The organism is Larkinella harenae (assembly GCF_054780515.1).
The window spans coordinates 41,618-59,508 of sequence record NZ_BAAGWE010000007.1 but is presented as its reverse complement, the minus strand read 5'-3'; the positions used below and the strand labels follow the sequence as shown (position 1 = coordinate 59,508).

Annotated in this window: 13 protein-coding genes; 3 read left to right on the top strand and 10 right to left on the bottom strand. The window is 50.6% G+C overall.

Annotated features, from left to right (window positions below; genetic code table 11):
* Positions 1 to 74: 74 nt before the first annotated feature.
* From ACYVH9_RS25465 to ACYVH9_RS25445, 5 genes are all read right to left on the bottom strand, one after another.
* On the bottom strand, positions 75 to 2,093 hold the full coding sequence (locus ACYVH9_RS25465; protein ID WP_460639248.1) for an alpha-L-fucosidase: 2,019 nt from the start codon (positions 2,091 to 2,093) through the stop codon (positions 75 to 77).
* Between the two features lie 13 nt (positions 2,094 to 2,106).
* Positions 2,107 to 2,541 carry an L-rhamnose mutarotase gene (locus ACYVH9_RS25460; RefSeq protein WP_460639247.1) on the bottom strand — a complete coding sequence of 145 codons (435 nt, stop codon included), beginning with the start codon at positions 2,539 to 2,541 and terminating at the stop codon, positions 2,107 to 2,109.
* Between the two features lie 16 nt (positions 2,542 to 2,557).
* Positions 2,558 to 4,909: an alpha-L-fucosidase gene (locus ACYVH9_RS25455; RefSeq protein ID WP_460639246.1), complete on the bottom strand. Its 2,352-nt coding sequence runs from the start codon at positions 4,907 to 4,909 to the stop codon at positions 2,558 to 2,560.
* Positions 4,910 to 5,035: 126 nt separating this feature from the next.
* Positions 5,036 to 6,538, bottom strand: a complete 1,503-nt coding sequence (locus tag ACYVH9_RS25450) for a RagB/SusD family nutrient uptake outer membrane protein (RefSeq protein ID WP_460639245.1) — start codon at positions 6,536 to 6,538, stop codon at positions 5,036 to 5,038.
* 19 nt (positions 6,539 to 6,557) lie between these two features.
* Positions 6,558 to 9,632, bottom strand: coding sequence for a SusC/RagA family TonB-linked outer membrane protein (locus tag ACYVH9_RS25445; protein WP_460639244.1), 3,075 nt, complete (start codon positions 9,630 to 9,632; stop codon positions 6,558 to 6,560).
* A 270-nt stretch (positions 9,633 to 9,902) separates the two neighbouring features.
* On the opposite strand from ACYVH9_RS25445, the gene ACYVH9_RS25440 reads away from it, so the two are divergent.
* Together ACYVH9_RS25440 and ACYVH9_RS25435 are read left to right on the top strand one after the other, a co-directional pair.
* Positions 9,903 to 10,751, top strand: coding sequence for an AraC family transcriptional regulator (locus ACYVH9_RS25440; RefSeq protein ID WP_460639243.1), 849 nt, complete (start codon positions 9,903 to 9,905; stop codon positions 10,749 to 10,751).
* 274 nt (positions 10,752 to 11,025) lie between these two features.
* Positions 11,026 to 12,099: a redoxin domain-containing protein gene (locus tag ACYVH9_RS25435; protein ID WP_460639242.1), complete on the top strand. Its 1,074-nt coding sequence runs from the start codon at positions 11,026 to 11,028 to the stop codon at positions 12,097 to 12,099.
* A 235-nt stretch (positions 12,100 to 12,334) separates the two neighbouring features.
* On the opposite strand, the gene ACYVH9_RS25430 is transcribed toward ACYVH9_RS25435, so the two are convergent.
* Positions 12,335 to 12,589: a hypothetical protein gene (locus tag ACYVH9_RS25430; RefSeq protein WP_460639241.1), complete on the bottom strand. Its 255-nt coding sequence runs from the start codon at positions 12,587 to 12,589 to the stop codon at positions 12,335 to 12,337.
* Between the two features lie 559 nt (positions 12,590 to 13,148).
* Between ACYVH9_RS25430 and ACYVH9_RS25425 the strand changes: the two genes are divergently transcribed.
* Positions 13,149 to 14,309, top strand: a complete 1,161-nt coding sequence (locus ACYVH9_RS25425) for a DUF1624 domain-containing protein (RefSeq protein WP_460639240.1) — start codon at positions 13,149 to 13,151, stop codon at positions 14,307 to 14,309.
* 127 nt (positions 14,310 to 14,436) lie between these two features.
* Here the strand turns inward: ACYVH9_RS25425 and ACYVH9_RS25420 are convergent, their stop codons facing one another.
* The 4 genes from ACYVH9_RS25420 to ACYVH9_RS25405 form a co-directional block, all read right to left on the bottom strand.
* On the bottom strand, positions 14,437 to 14,907 hold the full coding sequence (locus ACYVH9_RS25420; protein ID WP_460639239.1) for an RES family NAD+ phosphorylase: 471 nt from the start codon (positions 14,905 to 14,907) through the stop codon (positions 14,437 to 14,439).
* A 3-nt stretch (positions 14,908 to 14,910) separates the two neighbouring features.
* Positions 14,911 to 15,336: an antitoxin Xre/MbcA/ParS toxin-binding domain-containing protein gene (locus ACYVH9_RS25415; protein WP_460639238.1), complete on the bottom strand. Its 426-nt coding sequence runs from the start codon at positions 15,334 to 15,336 to the stop codon at positions 14,911 to 14,913.
* Between the two features lie 384 nt (positions 15,337 to 15,720).
* Positions 15,721 to 16,281 carry a GAF domain-containing protein gene (locus ACYVH9_RS25410; protein ID WP_460639237.1) on the bottom strand — a complete coding sequence of 187 codons (561 nt, stop codon included), beginning with the start codon at positions 16,279 to 16,281 and terminating at the stop codon, positions 15,721 to 15,723.
* 372 nt (positions 16,282 to 16,653) lie between these two features.
* Positions 16,654 to 17,877 (bottom strand): FAD-dependent monooxygenase, encoded by a 1,224-nt coding sequence (locus tag ACYVH9_RS25405; protein WP_460639236.1) that lies wholly within the window; start codon positions 17,875 to 17,877, stop codon positions 16,654 to 16,656.
* Between the last annotated feature and the right edge of the window lie 14 nt (positions 17,878 to 17,891).

The following is a 17,891-nucleotide window of genomic DNA, read 5'->3' as shown; positions in this document are numbered from 1 at the left end:
AAGAAGGCAAATCGCAAGATCAATCGGATTGAGCACGAGGATGGTAGGGATAGTGGGGGTTTAGGAATAGGTAGCTATTGGTACGGGTGCACCTCGACAATGGCGTGAACAGAAACCGGCGGAACGTTGATTCGCACATATCCTTTCTCGTAGCGGAAAGGCAGTGGTTTGCCCTCGGGTTGCAGTCGAACGGAACGGGGTGCTGACGAAAGACGCAGACTAACTTCTAGGGGGGGCGTGGCCGGTAGTTCCTCGTACCGCATGACGGTTTTATTAGCGTGGTCGCCCCCGACATTAACCAGGTGTACCAGTTGGGCCTTTCTTTTTTTACTCCAGACAACATGAACCTTCTCCGATCCTTCTACCTTCAGATCGCGTTTCGGCAACATTCGGTCTACCACACAGGAAACCAGCCGGTTAAGAATAGGACTTTTATACTGCCGATACGCGGAGGAGAGATCCAGATACACCGCTGCCAAAGCGCCTTTTCCCAGTTGATGCACAGTCGCTACCGGGTAGTGGGTGCTGTAGCGAAAATCACTCTGGGCGTAAATCAAGCCCTCCCTCTCGGAGGAATCCTTCGAAAGGACCTTCTGCCATCGGGTTTTTAATCCGGTGATACCACCGGCTTTTTCACTGCCCGCATTCAACAGCATCAGGCTGTCGCGCCCTTCAAACTGCACCGGAAGCCAGGACGCAAACGTTTGGGATGCAGCCGCACCGATGATCAGCAACCGCCCTCCCGACTTTACATATTTTTTGAGCCTTTCGAGCAACTTCTCGTCAAACTGTTCCCATTCTGGCACGACGATCAGGGCGTATTGTTCCATTTTTTTGTCCAACTGGTGATCCATCAGAATCTCAACACTATAGCGGTTGTCCAGCAAAAGGGAGGTAATTCCTTCCAGGTGTGACGACCAGCCATATACGCCGTTATTTTTTTCCTGCCAGCCTTTCAGGGAATACCAAATCCCCACCTGCGGGACAATTTCCGCATCCTGGCAAAAAGGTTGCCGCTGCCGGCAATAGGCGGCCAGCCGGGCCATTGCTTCGGTGTCTGTCTTTCGGAACGAAGCATCCCGGTTCTGCTGAAGATATACCTGGAAGCCCCCACCCATCGCGATGACCTGGGCTGCTTCCTGTTGCAGTTGAACCAGCGACTTCGGGCTATGGATGCCGCCCATAAAGTCAATCGGAAAAAAACTCCAGGCCATCAGATCCCAGGGGCGTCCCTGGAGAGCGAGGCAGCGCGCCTGAAACGCGCTGTTGTATACGCAGTTTCCGGCTGAAACATCACCGGATAAGAAATCAACCTGCGTATCCACGGGTACCGGCATCATCGAAGAATAAGCCCAATTGCTGGCCACCTGAAAGCCGGGTGCGTGCCGGTGCAGGGTGTCCACATACGCTTTCAGGTAGGCATGGTACGCCTGCCGGTTATGGTTCAGCCACCGCCGGTAGCCACGATCGGACGGTTTCCGGGGTACGGCAGCCAGTCTCGTTTCGGCCAGAAACGCCTGCGTATTCTTCGTTGAATAATCCAGCCCCGTCGACCAACAATCCCCGTCAATCCATACACCGTCAATGGCATATTCATCGATCAGCTCTTTCAATTGCGGGATCATCAGCTCACGGACATAGTCACTCTCCAGAGAAACTTTGGTCGAGTCGGTGGTACCATCTGCATTTTTACGGCCCCATTCGGGATGTTCTTTTAGGGCTTTTTGATCCCAAATACTTGAGTAATGTACATACAAGGGAATCCCTTTCGCCTTGGTGATGGCCCTCCAGGTCCGCAACGGATCACTCAAAAAACTGTTGGCACTGTATCCAACCTGCGTTGGGTAACTGGAATACCCCGGATGCCCTTTGCTGTCTACCTGGATAAAGTCCGGGCGAGTCCGACGCAAGAATTCCGACAGCAGAACGGTATCCTTATTTTTTCCCAATTCCATATCGGCGGCCGTCGCGTGAAAATCGAAATGAAAACCGAAGAAGCGCTCCGAGCGTTTCGCATACCGGTGGCCCTGGGCCACTGAATTCCCGACGTAGGCAAGAAATAGCCCCACGATCAGAAGACTTGCTTTAGACATCATCGCGTTCTTTTCAGTCGGTGTGAAAAACTTCCTCCATTTCCGCCCAGATTTTCTGTTGAACCGCGGCTTCCGGTAGAGGGACCTGGCAGGGGGCCGTTTCGCGCCACCAGCGTAGAGTTACTGAGTCGGCCGCTATTCGCTTCATGTCTTCCTGGTGGTTGTTTCCCACATACTCGTAATAACTAAACAGGTAGGGTTTCCCGGCAATTTCGTGCAGGTAGATCGAGTAATTCCGGATGTTGCATTCGTTTATTTTCTTCAGTACCCCCGGCCAAGTGTCGGCATGCAGTTGCTTGTAGTAAGCCACTTTTTCCGGGTGTAAGCCGGTGACGGCCCCAAAGCGTTGCAAAGGTTGAGCGGAATTCTTTCCCAGCGGGTCTGTCTGGCAGGTCGCCAGCAACAGAATAGCCCCAAGGAGTTTGGTGGTGTGTAGCAGGTAAAGCATCGCTCTTTTCCGTTTGTTAAAGCCCATATACCGTGATCTGCTTTAAGGGAATGTCAGGTCGGCTGGTGGTGGCACTGAATCTCAAGCGACCGGCTTCCAGGGTGTCTATCGGCTGAATCCGTTTTCTTCCGATGGTGCTCCCGCTCGCCACCGTCCTCCACTGACCGTTGGCCCAGGCTTCGAGTTTGTAAGTACTGATGTGTTGTCCTTTGGCAATATCTTCCTCGATCTCCAACCAGCCGAGTTTTGTTTTTTTGCTTAAATCGATGACGGTTTCCTCCGCGGAACTGACTAACTCCAGCTTTTTCACCGTTTTGGAAAACATAGCTTCGATATTCCTGCCAAAATCGGCCAGTCGCTGGCGCTCGGCCGCGACAATTACTCCGCTGGTATCGGGCGTCATGTTGATCAACAGATTGGCCCCCCGGCCGATGGATTCCAGGTAGACTTTGGTCAGAAAATCGACACTTCGTAGGGTTTTGTCCGAGTCTGGATACCAGAACCATTTATTACGGGTGTGAATGTTTGCTTCGGCCGGAAGCCATCCTGCATTTTCGGGTCCCACCCAGTTTTCTCTCCAGGCTCCTGGGGCAACCGTGTTCCATAATGGGTAGGTGGCCCAGCCCTGCTCACTTCCGGACCATCGTACATCCGGCTTCGTGCTGCCGAACACCACCGCCTGCGGTTGTAGATTCCGTACCATGGTTCTGATGGCGTCTCCGTAGCCAGTTCCGTTTCGCTCCATCGTTTTGCCGTTCATGACATCCCATCCAAACGGATCGTAGGCACCGTCAAACCAGACGTAATCAATTGCGCCGTAGTTGCTGAGCAGTTCGTGCAGTTGGGCAATAAACTTGGTAAAATAGGTGGCGACATCGCCAACGATCTTCCGTTTTTCCACGGGGTCCGGTGTACTCGTGCAGTTTTCATGTTTGTCCCCCCCCGATATATACAAGCCGGGCTTAACCCCGTATTTCCGGCAGGCTGCCACAAATTCGGCCACCACATCCCCCTGGCCATTTTTCCAGGGCGAATTTTTGACTGAATAGTCCGTGGTTGCCGTGGGCCACAGGCAAAATCCATTATGATGTTTCGCGGTAAGTACGACGTGTTTCGCCCCGAAAGAAACGGCGGTTTTGATCCATTGCTCGGCATCCAGCTGGGTAGGATTGAAAACCCGGGCATCGGGTACGATCATCATGTTCGAACCCGTGTAGGTAGCGGGACCGAAGTGAATAAACGCACCCAGCTGGCGTTGCTGGAATTCTAGCTGTTGCCGTGACGGTATCAGCGGGGCGTTGGAACGGGTTTTCCCTTCCTGCCTGGCCGGTTGGTCGGGTGCAATCAGGACGGGCGTCCAGTTTCCTTCGTGTTTCGGTGTTTTTTCGGCCACCGAGGGTTTCGTAAAAAAGTGCTCAAAAAGCTGCCTGGGTGTTCCCGCGTAGGTGGCCCACTGCAAGTCTCCGGCGGTGCTCTGATCGCTGCCCGTGAAATACAAAATGGTTTGGCCGCGGTGATAACACAATTCGACGTCGGAAGCATTGCTTTCAGGAATTCCGGGGGGGAGCAGCGGGAGGTTACGAATGGATGGATCGAACGTGATGAAGGGTCGGCTGGCGGGTGCATCTTCCCAGGTAACGAGGTTTTTTGAACGGGTGATTCGGGTTTCGTATCCTTTTTTGAGGTCTTCCAGGTACAAGGTATAATACCAACCGCCTTCGTAGTAAAGCGCGGGGCCGCCAACGTATTTTTCCTTCCCATAGATCGCTCCCGGAATTTCTTTCCAGTTGATCAGGTCATCCGATTCCACATACCGAAACGTAAAGGGTTTCCAGGCCGGATCGTTGGTTTCGTAGAGCAGGACAAACCGGTCTTTCCCCCGGCACACGGCCGTATTGAAAAAGAATTCTTTGGCGTGTGCTTTCAGCACGGTCACGGGTTTCGTCCAGTTTTTGAGATCGGCGGAACTGGTCATGGAGATCTCCGTCATGCGTCGCCAGGGTTTTCCTTCGCCGTAGCTGCCAGCAAATACGTAGACCCGGTTGTCATGTACCAGCACCGTTCCGAAACCGTGATTTTTTAAGGGAACCGATACAACCTGACCGGACTGAAGATCGCGTATTCGTACCTCGTCTTCGTGAAAGTAGTCCCCCGGTTTGGCGCCTTTTACGTCCCAGAAACGTTGATTGTTTTCCAGAAGGTACAACTGATCCTGGAATACAAAAGGCGACGTTTCGACCAGGGGCGATCCGATGCGTCCCTGCTTGACGATGGGGTTGGTCCAGGTATCCTGCGCGAAAACGACACAGTTGGTGACCGCCCAGATCAAGAGGATATAGGCAGTTGCCAGCCCCTTTTTGGTATTCATTGTCATTTTACGGTACATAAGCTCTTGGATTAGTGTTGAAATACGGTCGGTACGCGGCCTGGTTACAATACGGTGGATTGGCCTTTTTAGGCACTGCACCCGGCGATTTTTCTCCGATTCAGGGTGCTAGTATCCCGCATTCTGTTTCAGTAAGGGATTGTTATCGAGTTCGCCCTGCGGAAAAGGGAACCGGTAGTGCTTTTGTTCGAATACCAGCCGAACACCACCGGGGTTAACTAAGGTGGGAAGTTTCTGGTGGGCAATTCCCCAGCGTTTGATATCGAAGTACCGGTGGCCCTCCAGGGCAAGTTCTACCCGGCGCTCGTGCCGGATAAAGTCGCGGAGTGTTTCTTTGGTAGTATACCGGCTCCGGTTGACGGGAGGCATATTGACGCCTGGTCTTGCGCGTATTTTATTCAAGGCATCGTAGATGCTGGCATCTGGCCCATCCGCTTCATTTTTGGCTTCAGCATACATCAGTAACACATCGGCATACCGCATGAAAACCATGTCCTGGTCCGAATCCGTCTTGGCGTAACTGAAGGGAGCATGCGAAAAATCGGCGTACTTCCGCATCACATAGCCGGTTTGCCCCGGATGCTGTGGTTCCGGCCAAGCCTCTTCGGCGACCCGGCGCATGTTCAGCACCAGCCGGGGGTCCCGGTTTGCGAACGGTTTTTCAGGACGGTAAAGCGGGGATTCGGTTATTTTCAGGCCATCGGTGCATTCAAACTCATCCACCAGATCCTGGTAAGGATTGATGCAGCCGTACCATCCAAGCTGGACATCCATGCTTTCGGTAAACGCGGTTGGGTTCGTGGGGCTGAGGTATTGGGTGGAAAAGATGATCTCCGGGTTAGTGCCCTGCGTGGCGGTCAGAAAGATGCCGAGGTAGTTATCAGCGAGGCCAAATTTTCCGGACTGGATGGTCTGCAGGGCGTAAGAGGCTGCTTCAGACCACTTTTGTTCATACAGCAGTATCCGGGCTTTGAGGGCAGTGGCGCTGCCTTTGACGGCGTGGCCTTTGTAGACGGCATCCGGCAGGGCATTGATGGCTGCATCCAGATCCTCATGAATGAACGCCAGCACCTCGGCTTTCGGACTTTTGGCAACTTTAGCCGCATCCGCATTCCCAGGGGATTCCCGGTAAAGAATAACATCCCCAAAAAAATCGACAAGGTGAAAATACATCAGCGCGCGGAGGAATCGGGCTTCCGCTTTATACATGGATTTTTTAGCTTCATCCAGGGAGACCTTGTCGATATTCGCCAGGAAGTAGTTGCAGTTGGCAATCCCGCGGTAAGTGGAATAATAGGCCATATTGACAGCTCCGCCAGAGGTAGCACTCGTGACACCGAGGGTCATGGCCGGGATGTTGTAGTAGGACCATTCGGCAAAGGCGTTATCGGAAAGGCAGTCCAGCCAGACACGCTGGTAGCCCAGAAAATCCGCCTGAAGACTTCGGTAGCAGCCAGCTAATCCCATTTTTACGTCGTCTTCGGTTCGCCAGAAAGTGCCACTTGATATTTGGTCGAGCGGGTGACGGTCCAGGAAAGTGTCCGTGCACGATGCCGAGGTGAAGAGCAAGGCCATCAACACGGATATCCGTATTTTTATGATAGATTTCATGGTTAATCTCTTTGGCTGCTTAAAATTTTACATCGAGTCCAACATTCAGAATTCGGACCTGGGGGAATTGCGCGAAGCGCCCCCAACCGGCGGTAGGGCTGCCGGATCGGGACAAGGTTTCCGGATCGGCTCCTTCAAATCGAGTGAAGGTAAGTAGGTTGTCTCCGGATGCGTACACCGTAATTCCTTTGGACCACAGCTTGTCGGTAATCTTTTTGGGCAGCACGTACGAAAGATTTATGTTTTTCAGACGGAGGTACGAGGCATCCTGCAAGTAGTAGGTAGATGGGTAGGCAGAAACTCCTCCATAGGTCCAGGATTCGTAAATGGCCGGTACGGTGTTGCTCGGGTTGGTAGGCGTCCAGGCATCTCGGAACTTGGTCGTTGGCGGTGTTCCCTGGAGAAAGGGATCCACGCCCCAGCCGTTGAGCGGTATTTTATTGCCTTGGGTTCCCTGGAAAAAGACACTGAGGGCAAAACCCTTCCAGGAAGCGTTCATGCCAAACGAATAGGTAAAATCGGGAAACACGCCTTTGATCGTTTTGCGATCCTCCGCATTCACAATTCCATCTCCATTTTGATCCTTGATTTTTAGATCTCCGGGCCTGGGCGGAAAAAAGGGCTGTTTGGGCGACGAGTCAATTTCTTCCTGACTCTGGAAAATTCCGATCCACTCGTACATGTAATACGATCCGTAGGGCAAACCCACTTCATTCACTCCCTTAACCGGTACCCGAATCTTCAGGAGCTTGTTTCGGAAGGTACTGAAAAGGAAGTAGCCGCCGTAGCTGAAATCGCCTACCTTATTCTGATGACGTACCTGGGCTTCCCAGCCAATATTCTGGAGCATACCATCGTTGGTTACAGGCCCACTTAAACCGAGGCTGCCGGGGACCGGTTGCGTGGTGAGAATATCGAAGGTATTCTTCCGAAACCAGTCCAACGTTACCCCAAGCTTCCCTTTGGCCACTTCCATGTCCAACCCCACATTAATGACCCGAGTCGACTCCCACCGGATATTTTTGTCGGTCAGCCGGGTCAGCAGCGTCGCAGGCTGAAGGGTCGATCCATACGGGTATTCGGAAAGATTCAGGATATCCTGGTAGGGATATAGACCTATTTCCTGGTTGCCGAGTGTGCCAAGCGAGGCACGCAGTTTCAGATCATCCAGCCATTTTACATGATCCTCCAAAAATGATTCTTTGGAGATTCTCCAGCCTGTCGATACAGAAGGAAAGGCACCCCAGCGGTGTTTCTGGGCAATCCGGGAGCTTCCATCGTAACGAAGGTTCCCCTCAAGGAGGTACTTGCCCTTGTAGTTGTAGTTAACCCGACCGAAGAATGACCGTAAGGCCCATTCCGATGAGGTACCCGAAAGACTCTGGCCTGTGGGGGAGCCGGCGTTGATTTCGGCCAGGGAAGGGGTTGGAAAGGTCTGTCTGGCGCCCTGCAGGAATTGCGTCTTAAACGACTGTTGCTCATAGCCCGCCAAAGCCTGGAGGTTGTGCGATGCCCCCAGCGATGTTTCATAGGTAAGCGTTGAGAAAACCGAAGGCAGGACATTCTGGGTATACCGATCCGTTACGCCCCCACTTTTTCCACCGTCATCCACATACGGAAAGTCGGCAGCTCCCGCTGGCTTGATAAACGCATACTGCGGTACCACCTGCTGATGACTTTTATACGTCTCGGCATTGAAGTTGAAACCTCCCTTGATCTGCCACTGGAGGCCCTCCAACAACTGAATATCTGCGTACCCCTGGGCATTCACGGCGTGCGAGTTAGTATGCTGATAGTTGCCGGGATGAAAATCTGTTTCCGGGCTGCGGTTGTGCCCTTCCCCAGCGTACGCGTAGCGGGCAACCCGTCCACTTCCGTCCGGCAGGAAAGGCGTATAATTGGGAGCCCCCTGGTAAACCAGCAACACCACATCGCTGTTGATGCTTCTTGGCTCCGCAATCCGCTTTTTTACCATGTTGACAATGGTTCCGATTCTTACTCTTTTGTTGATCTGGGAGTTCAGGTTCAGGATGGCGTTGTAGCGTTTGTAGTTGAAGGACGGGAGAATACCGTCCTGATCGAGATGCCCCAGCGAAATGCTGTAATTGGTGCGGTCATTTCCGCCGGAAAAACGGAGATTGTGATTAATAACCGTTGCCGGATTGAAATAATGGTCTGTCCAGTTGAAGTTGGGGTACTGCGCCGGATTGTCGGGTTTTTTATAGGCATCGATCTCCTGCTGGGTATACAGCGGACGAAGGCCAACCCGTTCTTTGGCCGCATTGAACATTGTCATGTATTCAACCGAGTTATCTATAAAATCCGGGAGTCGGGTAGCCGCATGGGAGCCTACATCGACCCGGTATTCCAGCAGAGGAGTACCTTTTTTGCCACTTTTGGTCGTCACCAGGATAACACCGTTTGCCGCACGGGAGCCATAAATGGCCGCTGATGCTGCATCTTTCAGAACCGATACACTTTCGATGTCGTTCGGGTTCAAATTACCAATGGAGCCGACAAGACCATCTACCAACACCAGCGGACTGGAAGATGCGCCGAACGAGCCCAGCCCCCGAATCTGAAACTGAGGGTCATCTCTGCCCGGTGAACCCGTAGGCTGGATCACCTGCAGACCGGTCACTCGCCCCTGCAACAGATTCGCGGCATTGGTAGCAGGGCGTTCCGTGAGGGTGTTGCCAGCCACGGTGGCTACGGAGCCGGTGAGGTTTACTTTTTTTTGGGTTCCGTACCCGACAACCACCACTTCGTCCAGGGCTTTGGCGTCGGGCTGCAGAACCACATCAATCGTAGCCCTATTTGCAACGGTTATTTGCTGGGTGCCATACCCAACAAAGGAAAACGTGAGGACGCCCTCCGAATTGGGTAGATTGATACGGTATTTTCCGTCCGCATTCGTCACCTGCCCCACAGCACTTCCTTTTACTATAATGTTGACGCCCGGAAGCATCTCTCCGCTCTCGTCACTAACCTGCCCCGTCACGGTATGCTGAGCCAGCAAGCCGCCCGGCAGCAAGCCGGTTAGCATAAAGAGCCAAAGCTTCAGTGTCTTGAATTTAAGTAAAGATCCCGGCATAAGCTGTTTCGTTTGGTAGTGTATAGTTGACTAAAACCACTAAAAATCAGGACGAAACAAAACTATACCGCTAAACACACTGACACTCTCCCTTTTTTAGCCTATTTCGGCACTTTTTAATCCAATTGTATGAATAACGAGCATTTTTACGCCGTTTCTGGTAATATTTTGATACAACAAGTAGATTCAGAGCACTTTTGAGTTTGTTTGAGGTAAGAATAATGCCTGTAAACCACCGTGAAGCCCCTTCTGATTGATCTGGACTATACGTTGACCGATACGTTTCTTGTCAAGGAGCTTAATGTTCCTTACTTTGTCAATACGCATCACTTTCATAAAGACTATGAAATCGTCTTTGTCAAAGAAAGCACGGGGAAGCGCATTGTCGGCGATCATGTGGAAGCTTTCAGTGAGGGGGATATTGTATTGGTGGGACCGGATTTGCCGCATGCCTGGTTCAATGACAAAGAATATTACGAGGGGCGCGGGAATCTGCTGGCCCGGTCGGTGGTCGTCTATCTAAAGAAAGCCTGGCTTGAAAAGGAACTCTTGCGTTTTCCGCAGACTGCGCGGCTCAAAAACCTGCTGGATAATGCGTACCGAGGGATAAAGTTCGTGGGCGAATCCCAGCGTCTGATCGGGCAGATTGCGTCGCGGATTTACGCGGCCGAAGGGCTGCAAAAGAGTGTCGATCTGCTAGCCATCTTATGCCATATGTCGGAAAGCAGGGATTATCAGTTGCTGGCGACAGCTAACTACCTTACGAACCATAACGAGCATGAAACCGCCCGGCTCAACCAGGTTTATGAATATGTAATGCGCAATTTTTCTTCTCAAATCACGCTCGGAGCTGCTGCGAATGTCGCTAATATGACGGCTAATGCTTTCAGCAGGTATTTCAAAAAACAGACACAGAAAAATTTCTCCCACTTCGTCAATGAAATCCGCGTAGGTCACGCCTGCAGGCTGCTGCAAAAGAAGGACCTTAATATAGCCCAGGTGTGTTATGAGTCCGGATTTCAGAGTGTTACCAACTTTAACAAGTTTTTCAGGCGACTAACCGGAAAGAGTCCGCTGGAATACCGGAAACAGATTTTCCGTGAAATTACCATGTTTTGAGGAGAGCGGCCTGGGTTCGTGACCAAACGGCCTATCTCCATAATAGTAGAAGCGTACGTCAAACATTGAAAATTGGACCTGCCATGCAACTATTAATAACATCAAAAACTTGCTGAGGGGCACACGATGAGCCACTATCTGCTTTTTTGACGACCATTGCCGACCCGTTCAAGGGTGAAAAAAGAAGCGTTTTCAAGATTGAACGGGCCAGTGACAATAACTGATTTTTGATTCTCGTTTATCTTCCGAATAGCCCGCTTTTTTCCTTTCCTCAATGAAATCGCTCTCCTTTTTACTCACCATTTGCGGATTCTTTACCCTATCCGTAAATGCCCAAACCGCCAAAAAAAGCAAACCCGGATTTGTATTCTCCGGCCAACTTTCAAACGCAGGGGGTAAAAAAATTTACCTCTACGAACGGGCTTTTTATAAAAAGAATAACCGTGTCGACTCCACACTGGCCGATCCATCTGGTAGATTTGTTTTTCGCGGAATGGTGAGTGAGCCGACCTACTACATGCTGCAGACCAGTGCCAATTCCCAAGTTATTGGTTTTTACCTCGAAAACCGGTCGATGCATATGGATGGTCATGCCGACTCGCTGTATGCGGCAAGGATAACGGGGTCACCCGAAGAAACGATCCGGCAGCACTATGACCAGGTTTATCGCAGATTCGATACCAATGGCCTTGAGGAAAAGGAAAATCAAGCCAAGAGCCGGGGCGATACGGCTGCGGTGCGGGGGTTAAAGAGTCAATTGGAGCAACTGCTCCGCCTGCAAAAGCAGGCTCAAGTAGACCTCATGAAGCAGTATCCGTTAGCGGCTGCCTCCGTTAATCAGGTCTCCGGGTATATAGCCAGCCGTCAGGCGACCGATCTGGCCGTAGCCGACTCCCTTTTACGAATCTACGAAGCGTCCCCTATTGCCAACTCGGGACAAGTAAAGTTCTTCAGAAAAGACTGGCTTATCGCTCAGAAAACCGCCATTGGAGCACGGGCTATCGACTTCGTCCAACCGGATACAGCGGGTCGGCCCGTCAGCTTATCCTCCTTCAAAGGGCGTTATGTATTGGTTGATTTCTGGGCCAGCTGGTGCGGCCCCTGTCGGCAAGAAAGCCCTTTTCTTGTGAAAGCTTATGAGGCATTTTCCCAGAAGAACTTTACCATTCTTTCTGTTTCCTTAGACAAAAACCGATCGAATTGGCTGAAAGCCATTGCGGACGACCAGCTGAACTGGAGCCACGTGAGTGATTTGAAATTCTGGCAGAATGAAGCCGCAAAACGCTATGCGATCAGTAGCATTCCCTTCAATATGCGATCAGTAGCATTCCCTTCAATATGCTATTAGACCCGGAAGGGAAAATTCTGGCCCTGAACGTACGAGGGGACGGTTTGTATGAATTTCTGAAAGCTACTTTACCCTAGCTTTCCGTCAATGCACCCAGAAGTCCCTTTTTCGGTAAGATCCTACCAGCTCGTATTCTATTGAAACACCCTACCCCCTCCTGCAATGCCGCCAGACAACCCCGCGTTTTCAGGAGTCAACACAAGGAGCGTCATTCGTTGCGTTACGGCGGGGCTCATTAACGAACTGTATCTCTACGGTTGATTTCCGCTTGAATGTTCTTCAAATCTTGGGAATTTCTGTAACCAATCAGAAAAGAGAAGATGAGCAAAATAACAGGGAGGATAAAACTTTTCTGGGTAGCAGCATAAACCGCAATGCCAACTAACATACCGATGAACACAGCCGTTGTGGTTTTCTGTGATTTTATTTTTTTCTCTTCAGACACCAGTTCATCGAGTGGCATTTTAGAGTAATCTTTACTTGAAAACATATAATGGTTAGGTTAACAAAAATCTGAACTTATGGACTCGTCCCTGCGCTCAACGTTGTCTTGGCGGTTTTTAAGGCCGGGCGCCTACCCTACTGGTCCACTTCGTCAGTCGCCGGCCAACTCTAGCGGTTAACCTGTCAACGGGGATTTTCTGATGAGTCAAAGACCTGAACTGTCGGGACCTTTAGCCTGGAAGTTAACCGAGCACTCCTCCTTTTCTCCTTTTCCTGCTTGTCGATGGCATCCAACGCAGCATGGCGCCCAATTTTACGGATTTCTTGCTGAGTATAGGAGGTTCGCTCACCTACATTCCTTTTTTTCAACTCACTGGGCCAATCTGACCCCTACAACAAAGAAATCTCTTTTTGTTATAGAATGACAATTTTAAGTATATTATTTCCTGTGCACATTGCTTTTCTGAAACTGCACGTTGAAACGATTCCGTTGGGTTTGGCTGACTCATGTTCCCAAAACATTATCGAACCCACTGGTGGCTAACTGGTATATTTACTGACGAGTACGTTTGACGCCCTTGCATTCATCTGATCTGATGCGAAGAATGAAAAGAAACGAAAGCATTGATTTCATGCGCGGCCTGGTGATGATCATCATGGCATTGGACCATGTGCGGGATTTGCTGCATGTTACCTCACTTACCCAGTCGCCAACCGACCTGAACACAACCACGGCAGCGTTATTCTTTACCAGGTGGGTCACCTATTTGTGCGCACCGACCTTTGTATTTCTTTCCGGCACCGCAGCCTTCCTATCGCTGAAAAGCAAAGAAAATCGTTCTGCTTCACGCGCTTTTTTATTGACCCGCGGGCTATGGTTAATTGTACTGGAATTCACCGTGGTCAATTTCGGCATTTGGTTTGACCTTACATTCGATTTTCTGATTTTTGAGGTAATCGCAGCGATCGGCTTTGGATTCATTATGCTTGGCCTACTCGTGAGCCTGCCCGCCCGGACTTTGGGAATAATCGGCATCACCATTCTGGTTGTTCACAATGCCATTCCATTTGCTTCCGGTGCGGACACTTCATTGCCAGTAAAATTACTATCCTCCCTCTGGACTCCCGGCGCATTTCCGTATGGTGAAAACAAGCTGTTCTTCGTAGGCTATCCACCCATTCCGTGGCTGGGTATTATGCTGGTTGGTTTTGGGATGGGCTCTTATTTTACCCGTTCCGAAGAACAGCAACGGAGTATCTTTTTTAAGTCGGGCTTACTAGCCATAGGGGCGTTTATCGTCCTGAGGACAGTCAACCTTTATGGCGATCCTGCTAAATGGTCGGTTCAAAAAAACACCTTATTCACTGGTCTCTCCTTCTTCAATGTTACTAAATACCCGCCTTCTTTGCTGTTTTGTCTCCTTTTTCTGGGAATCATGTTACTGATACTCGCCCTGGTTCAAGGTGCCAAAAACAAGTGGACTGCTTTCGTCTGCGTGTACGGAAAAGTCCCCCTGTTTTATTTCCTGGTGCACTGGTATATCATTCACCCGCTGGTATTTCTGATGGTTTTCCTGCAAGGTTTTAAGGCTTCCGATCTGGTATTTGGCACCAATTTCGGCAGGCCAAAAACAGGGAGTGGTATGGAGTTATGGCTAGTCTATCTGGTTTGGGCTGGCCTTGTACTATTCATGTATCCGCTTTGCACGTGGTATGGACGCTATAAGGAACGACACAGAGAAAAGAAGTGGCTCAGGTACATTTAAGCCGTTGCCAGCGTTGCGATTAGCTCCGCAGAACGATGGTTGCGAGACTTCATTAAAAATTGTCAAGGTTTGGCGTGACCGTGCGCGTATTTGTGAAAAATGAAAACCGTATGGCACCGATATAGACCTACTTTGCCGGCCACAGGCGCGGATCGAGCAACAACGGTTTTTCTTCGATGATCTGGATGGATGCAAACGCCGGATGCGCCGGGTGAAGCAGGTAATTGATCCCATCAGGCAGCACCGAGGAAGGCACCCCTAACGCCAGCACATCCGGTTTGGCCAGCCACTCCGCTAAAATGAACTGACTCTGGGCGTACGAATTTTCGTTCCAGTACGCTGGTAAGTCCCGGAGTTTCAGCATCCGCTGACTGTGATCAGGGATTTCCAAACGAAACAGTTGATAAACGGGCAGTTCCTGATACGGTACCTGCGGCATGTGCACCAGAATCTCCAGCAATGCCAGCGCCGGATGCTCCGCCGTGTAAAGAATTCCAATGCCGGGGGGATTCCAACGACCACCGTTTAAGCGGGTCCCCATAACGTCCAGCGGGCGGTCGGCGTATTTTGACCGGACAACGCGGTAAACTACTGACATCGTTCACCCAAAAATGCCGTGGTCAATGCGGCCCAACACCCGATCCACCAGCGTATATCCGGTCACCGTGTCCAGCGTTTGCAGGGGCGTCTGGTGGTCCAGTTCCCGCAGGGGCGAACGCAACCAGTGTAAAACCGTCGGGGGGCGCCCTTCAAACGTATCCAGCGCGTGCCGCAGCAGGTTCTCCAGCAGGAGCAACCGTTCGGAAGCATCCTGATTGATGAGCTGATCGTCTTTCAGCCGGTGCAGGTATGAGGCTGACAAACCCAAGGCAACCGCCAGTTCCTTGTCGGTCAGGCCAACCAAGGCGGCCACTCGGTCAGCTTCATTTCGTTGAACGCCTTTCCGACTGCGCGTGATAATTTCTTCTTCGCTCAGTAACGGACGGGAATCAAAGGCGGAAAATGAGGCATCGAGTGCGATGGTCATAGGCGTGAACTTTTACACTAAGATAAGTCTATTTATTCACTTTTACAAATCCGTACAAACGGTTTGGCGAATGCGGTTCTGCTGTACAAATGGCAGTCCTAAATTGATGCCACCCCAGCGCATGGGCCATCGGGTTAGGTGATGGCCTCGTATCCCGACCACCGTGAAAGGATGCAAATCATCAAGACAAAGTCGGTTTTCAGAACTATGATAGCCATTTTACGCCCAGCTACCCCGGAAGTAAATTGTAAAGGTGGCACCTTGACCCGTTGGCTTTGAGCCGCAATAGCGCCCCCGTGGTTAGCTGCCACGCACGACTAATTACAAAACAAACTACCCGTACCAGTCTGAAACAACTGAAAGATCCGGTCCAGATACGGCTTATCACCTGAAACTTTCCAGTTCGGCATTCCGTTCTTCCAACACCTTTTTTAGGGCTTCCAGTGCCTTATTTTTTCGGCGCAGTTCCAATAAGTTGACAACTTGCCTGCCCAGGATTTTTAGCGATGCGAGTTGGCGCTGAGTCAATTCTTTAGGTTCATTGTCGATAACACAGAGTGAACCCAGCGGGTAGCCATCTTCATTAACTAAGGGCACGCCCGCATAAAAGATTACATGGGGTTCTCCTTCCACCAGCGGGTTCCCAGTAAAGCGTTCATCAATTCTAGAATCAGGAACAATTAGCGTTTCATACGGATTCAGAATACCATGTGTACAAAAGGCGAACTCACGGGGAGTTTCTCGTATATCGAGCCCACGATTTGATTTAAACCATTGTCTTTTGTCGTCAATCAGACTAATGAGTGAAATCGGCGTTTGGCAGATTTCAGAAGCCAGCATAGTAAGGTCATCGTAATCCTCTTCGGGTAAGGAGTCTAGAATATCGTAGCTTCTCAAGGCATCCAGTCGCTTCGATTCCTCGGGATGAACAGATGGGTTTTGCATGTTTCAAGGTTGCTGATTAATAAACATACAAAAAATATTGCTTCATGTACTGTACTTCGTGGATGAAGGAGTACTCAAACCTAATCTCGCCAAAGGCTCTTTTCATAGTTAGTGTTGGACTTTTAGCAAGGAACTCGTTATTAAAGGCAAACCATACCCAGCTTAGTCTCATCCGGCCGTTGCCTACCCAGACAGGTTCATAAATCAACTCCATGTATGTATCAACTCAGCCCTTCTTATCTTCTGGTTATCAGGCAAATAACACTCTTTATATGAATTGGGTAGCATTTAATGGGATTTACCAGATTGTATAAACTTAGAGTGGCCGTTTCAAATCCAGCATAGCGCCCTGGTATATAGGTTAGACAAGCCCTATCCCGATGAGCGCTTCTGACGATATTCAGGCAGCGGCCTTCCGTCCAGCTGTTCTTCCTTTTCAGCATCTGACTTGCTGAACACGCCCGCGATTTTTTGTACTGTATCGCTAGCCAAAATACCCACCACGGTATTAACAACGGATACACCAAAAGCCGTTTTCGGATACGCTAACCGGGGTACGCCAGGCGGTAGCTTTTGGACCGACTCAACGTAAGGACGCATGATGGTTTCATAGCTCGCAAAACCATCCGTATGGTGTTCATGGCTACTCAACTCGCCCGCCAGAATGTAAGCACCCACGAAAGCTAGCGTAGTGCCTTTACCTGTAATTGGAGCGGGACAATAAGCAGCATCTCCCACCATCGCAAAGCGGCCCGATGACCAACGGGGAGCCTGGATCTGGCCAACACCGTCAAAGTAGATGTCGTCACTTTTTTCGACCTCTTCTGCCAAACGAGGAGCTTCCCAACCAGCTCCGTCCAGTCGGGCAAGTAAAATAGCCTTCTTTCCTGCTTTATCCAACTTTTCATACTCATTCTGAGGTAGCAAAAAATTGATGGAAGCCCGGGTCGTTCCCTCGTTGTCGGGTCTTAGCAGCAACATCCTGGAATCATCAGCTGTATACCAGCGGGCCCAATTCGTATCCGTTTCTGTCCTGGCAATTGTCAAATAAGCGGTACACAAGCCCAGATACCTGAAAACAGGCTCCTCTCCAAACATCAACTCCCTCGTCTTAGAGCGGATCCCATCAGCTGCGATTACTAAATCGTATTCCTCGATATGACCACTGGCAAATGTAACAGTAGCCCGATCCGCATCCTGCTCCAACTGGCTGATCTGATCATCAAATCGATAGGATACATTCTGCCGAGTTAGTTCGTAAAGGATGTTGACCAGATCACCTCGAACAATCTCTAACTCCTGGGTCAAACCCGCAGTACTTTCTTTGGGAAATGAAGCGGTTACCTGGTTGTTTTTGTCTACCCACTGCGTCCCCATCTCACCGGTATTAGCTGCTCTTATTTGGTCCTCAATACGCATCAGCCGGGCGATTTTGCGAGCAGGGCCGTTGACATCAATGTTTTGGCCCCCTAGTCGAAGTGCTGCTGCCCGTTCAACAACGGAAACCTCAAAGCCGTATTGATGCAACCAGTGCGCCAAGACTGGGCCCGCAATGCTGGCGCCAGCAATGAGAACTTTCCGTTTTTGCTTTTTCATTCTTTACCTTTGGT

What these genes read in the sequence shown, in the direction of transcription:
- ACYVH9_RS25445 (WP_460639244.1), bottom strand. Translation starts at nt 9,632, where the DNA reads ATGCCGGGATCTTTACTTAAATTCAAGACACTGAAGCTTTGGCTCTTT.
- ACYVH9_RS25465 (WP_460639248.1), bottom strand. Translation starts at nt 2,093, where the DNA reads ATGTCTAAAGCAAGTCTTCTGATCGTGGGGCTATTTCTTGCCTACGTC.
- ACYVH9_RS25405 (WP_460639236.1), bottom strand. Translation starts at nt 17,877, where the DNA reads ATGAAAAAGCAAAAACGGAAAGTTCTCATTGCTGGCGCCAGCATTGCG.
- ACYVH9_RS25435 (WP_460639242.1), top strand. Translation starts at nt 11,026, where the DNA reads ATGAAATCGCTCTCCTTTTTACTCACCATTTGCGGATTCTTTACCCTA.
- ACYVH9_RS25410 (WP_460639237.1), bottom strand. Translation starts at nt 16,281, where the DNA reads ATGCAAAACCCATCTGTTCATCCCGAGGAATCGAAGCGACTGGATGCC.
- ACYVH9_RS25450 (WP_460639245.1), bottom strand. Translation starts at nt 6,538, where the DNA reads ATGAAATCTATCATAAAAATACGGATATCCGTGTTGATGGCCTTGCTC.
- ACYVH9_RS25430 (WP_460639241.1), bottom strand. Translation starts at nt 12,589, where the DNA reads ATGTTTTCAAGTAAAGATTACTCTAAAATGCCACTCGATGAACTGGTG.
- ACYVH9_RS25420 (WP_460639239.1), bottom strand. Translation starts at nt 14,907, where the DNA reads ATGTCAGTAGTTTACCGCGTTGTCCGGTCAAAATACGCCGACCGCCCG.
- ACYVH9_RS25415 (WP_460639238.1), bottom strand. Translation starts at nt 15,336, where the DNA reads ATGACCATCGCACTCGATGCCTCATTTTCCGCCTTTGATTCCCGTCCG.
- ACYVH9_RS25460 (WP_460639247.1), bottom strand. Translation starts at nt 2,541, where the DNA reads ATGCTTTACCTGCTACACACCACCAAACTCCTTGGGGCTATTCTGTTG.
- ACYVH9_RS25455 (WP_460639246.1), bottom strand. Translation starts at nt 4,909, where the DNA reads ATGAATACCAAAAAGGGGCTGGCAACTGCCTATATCCTCTTGATCTGG.
- ACYVH9_RS25425 (WP_460639240.1), top strand. Translation starts at nt 13,149, where the DNA reads ATGAAAAGAAACGAAAGCATTGATTTCATGCGCGGCCTGGTGATGATC.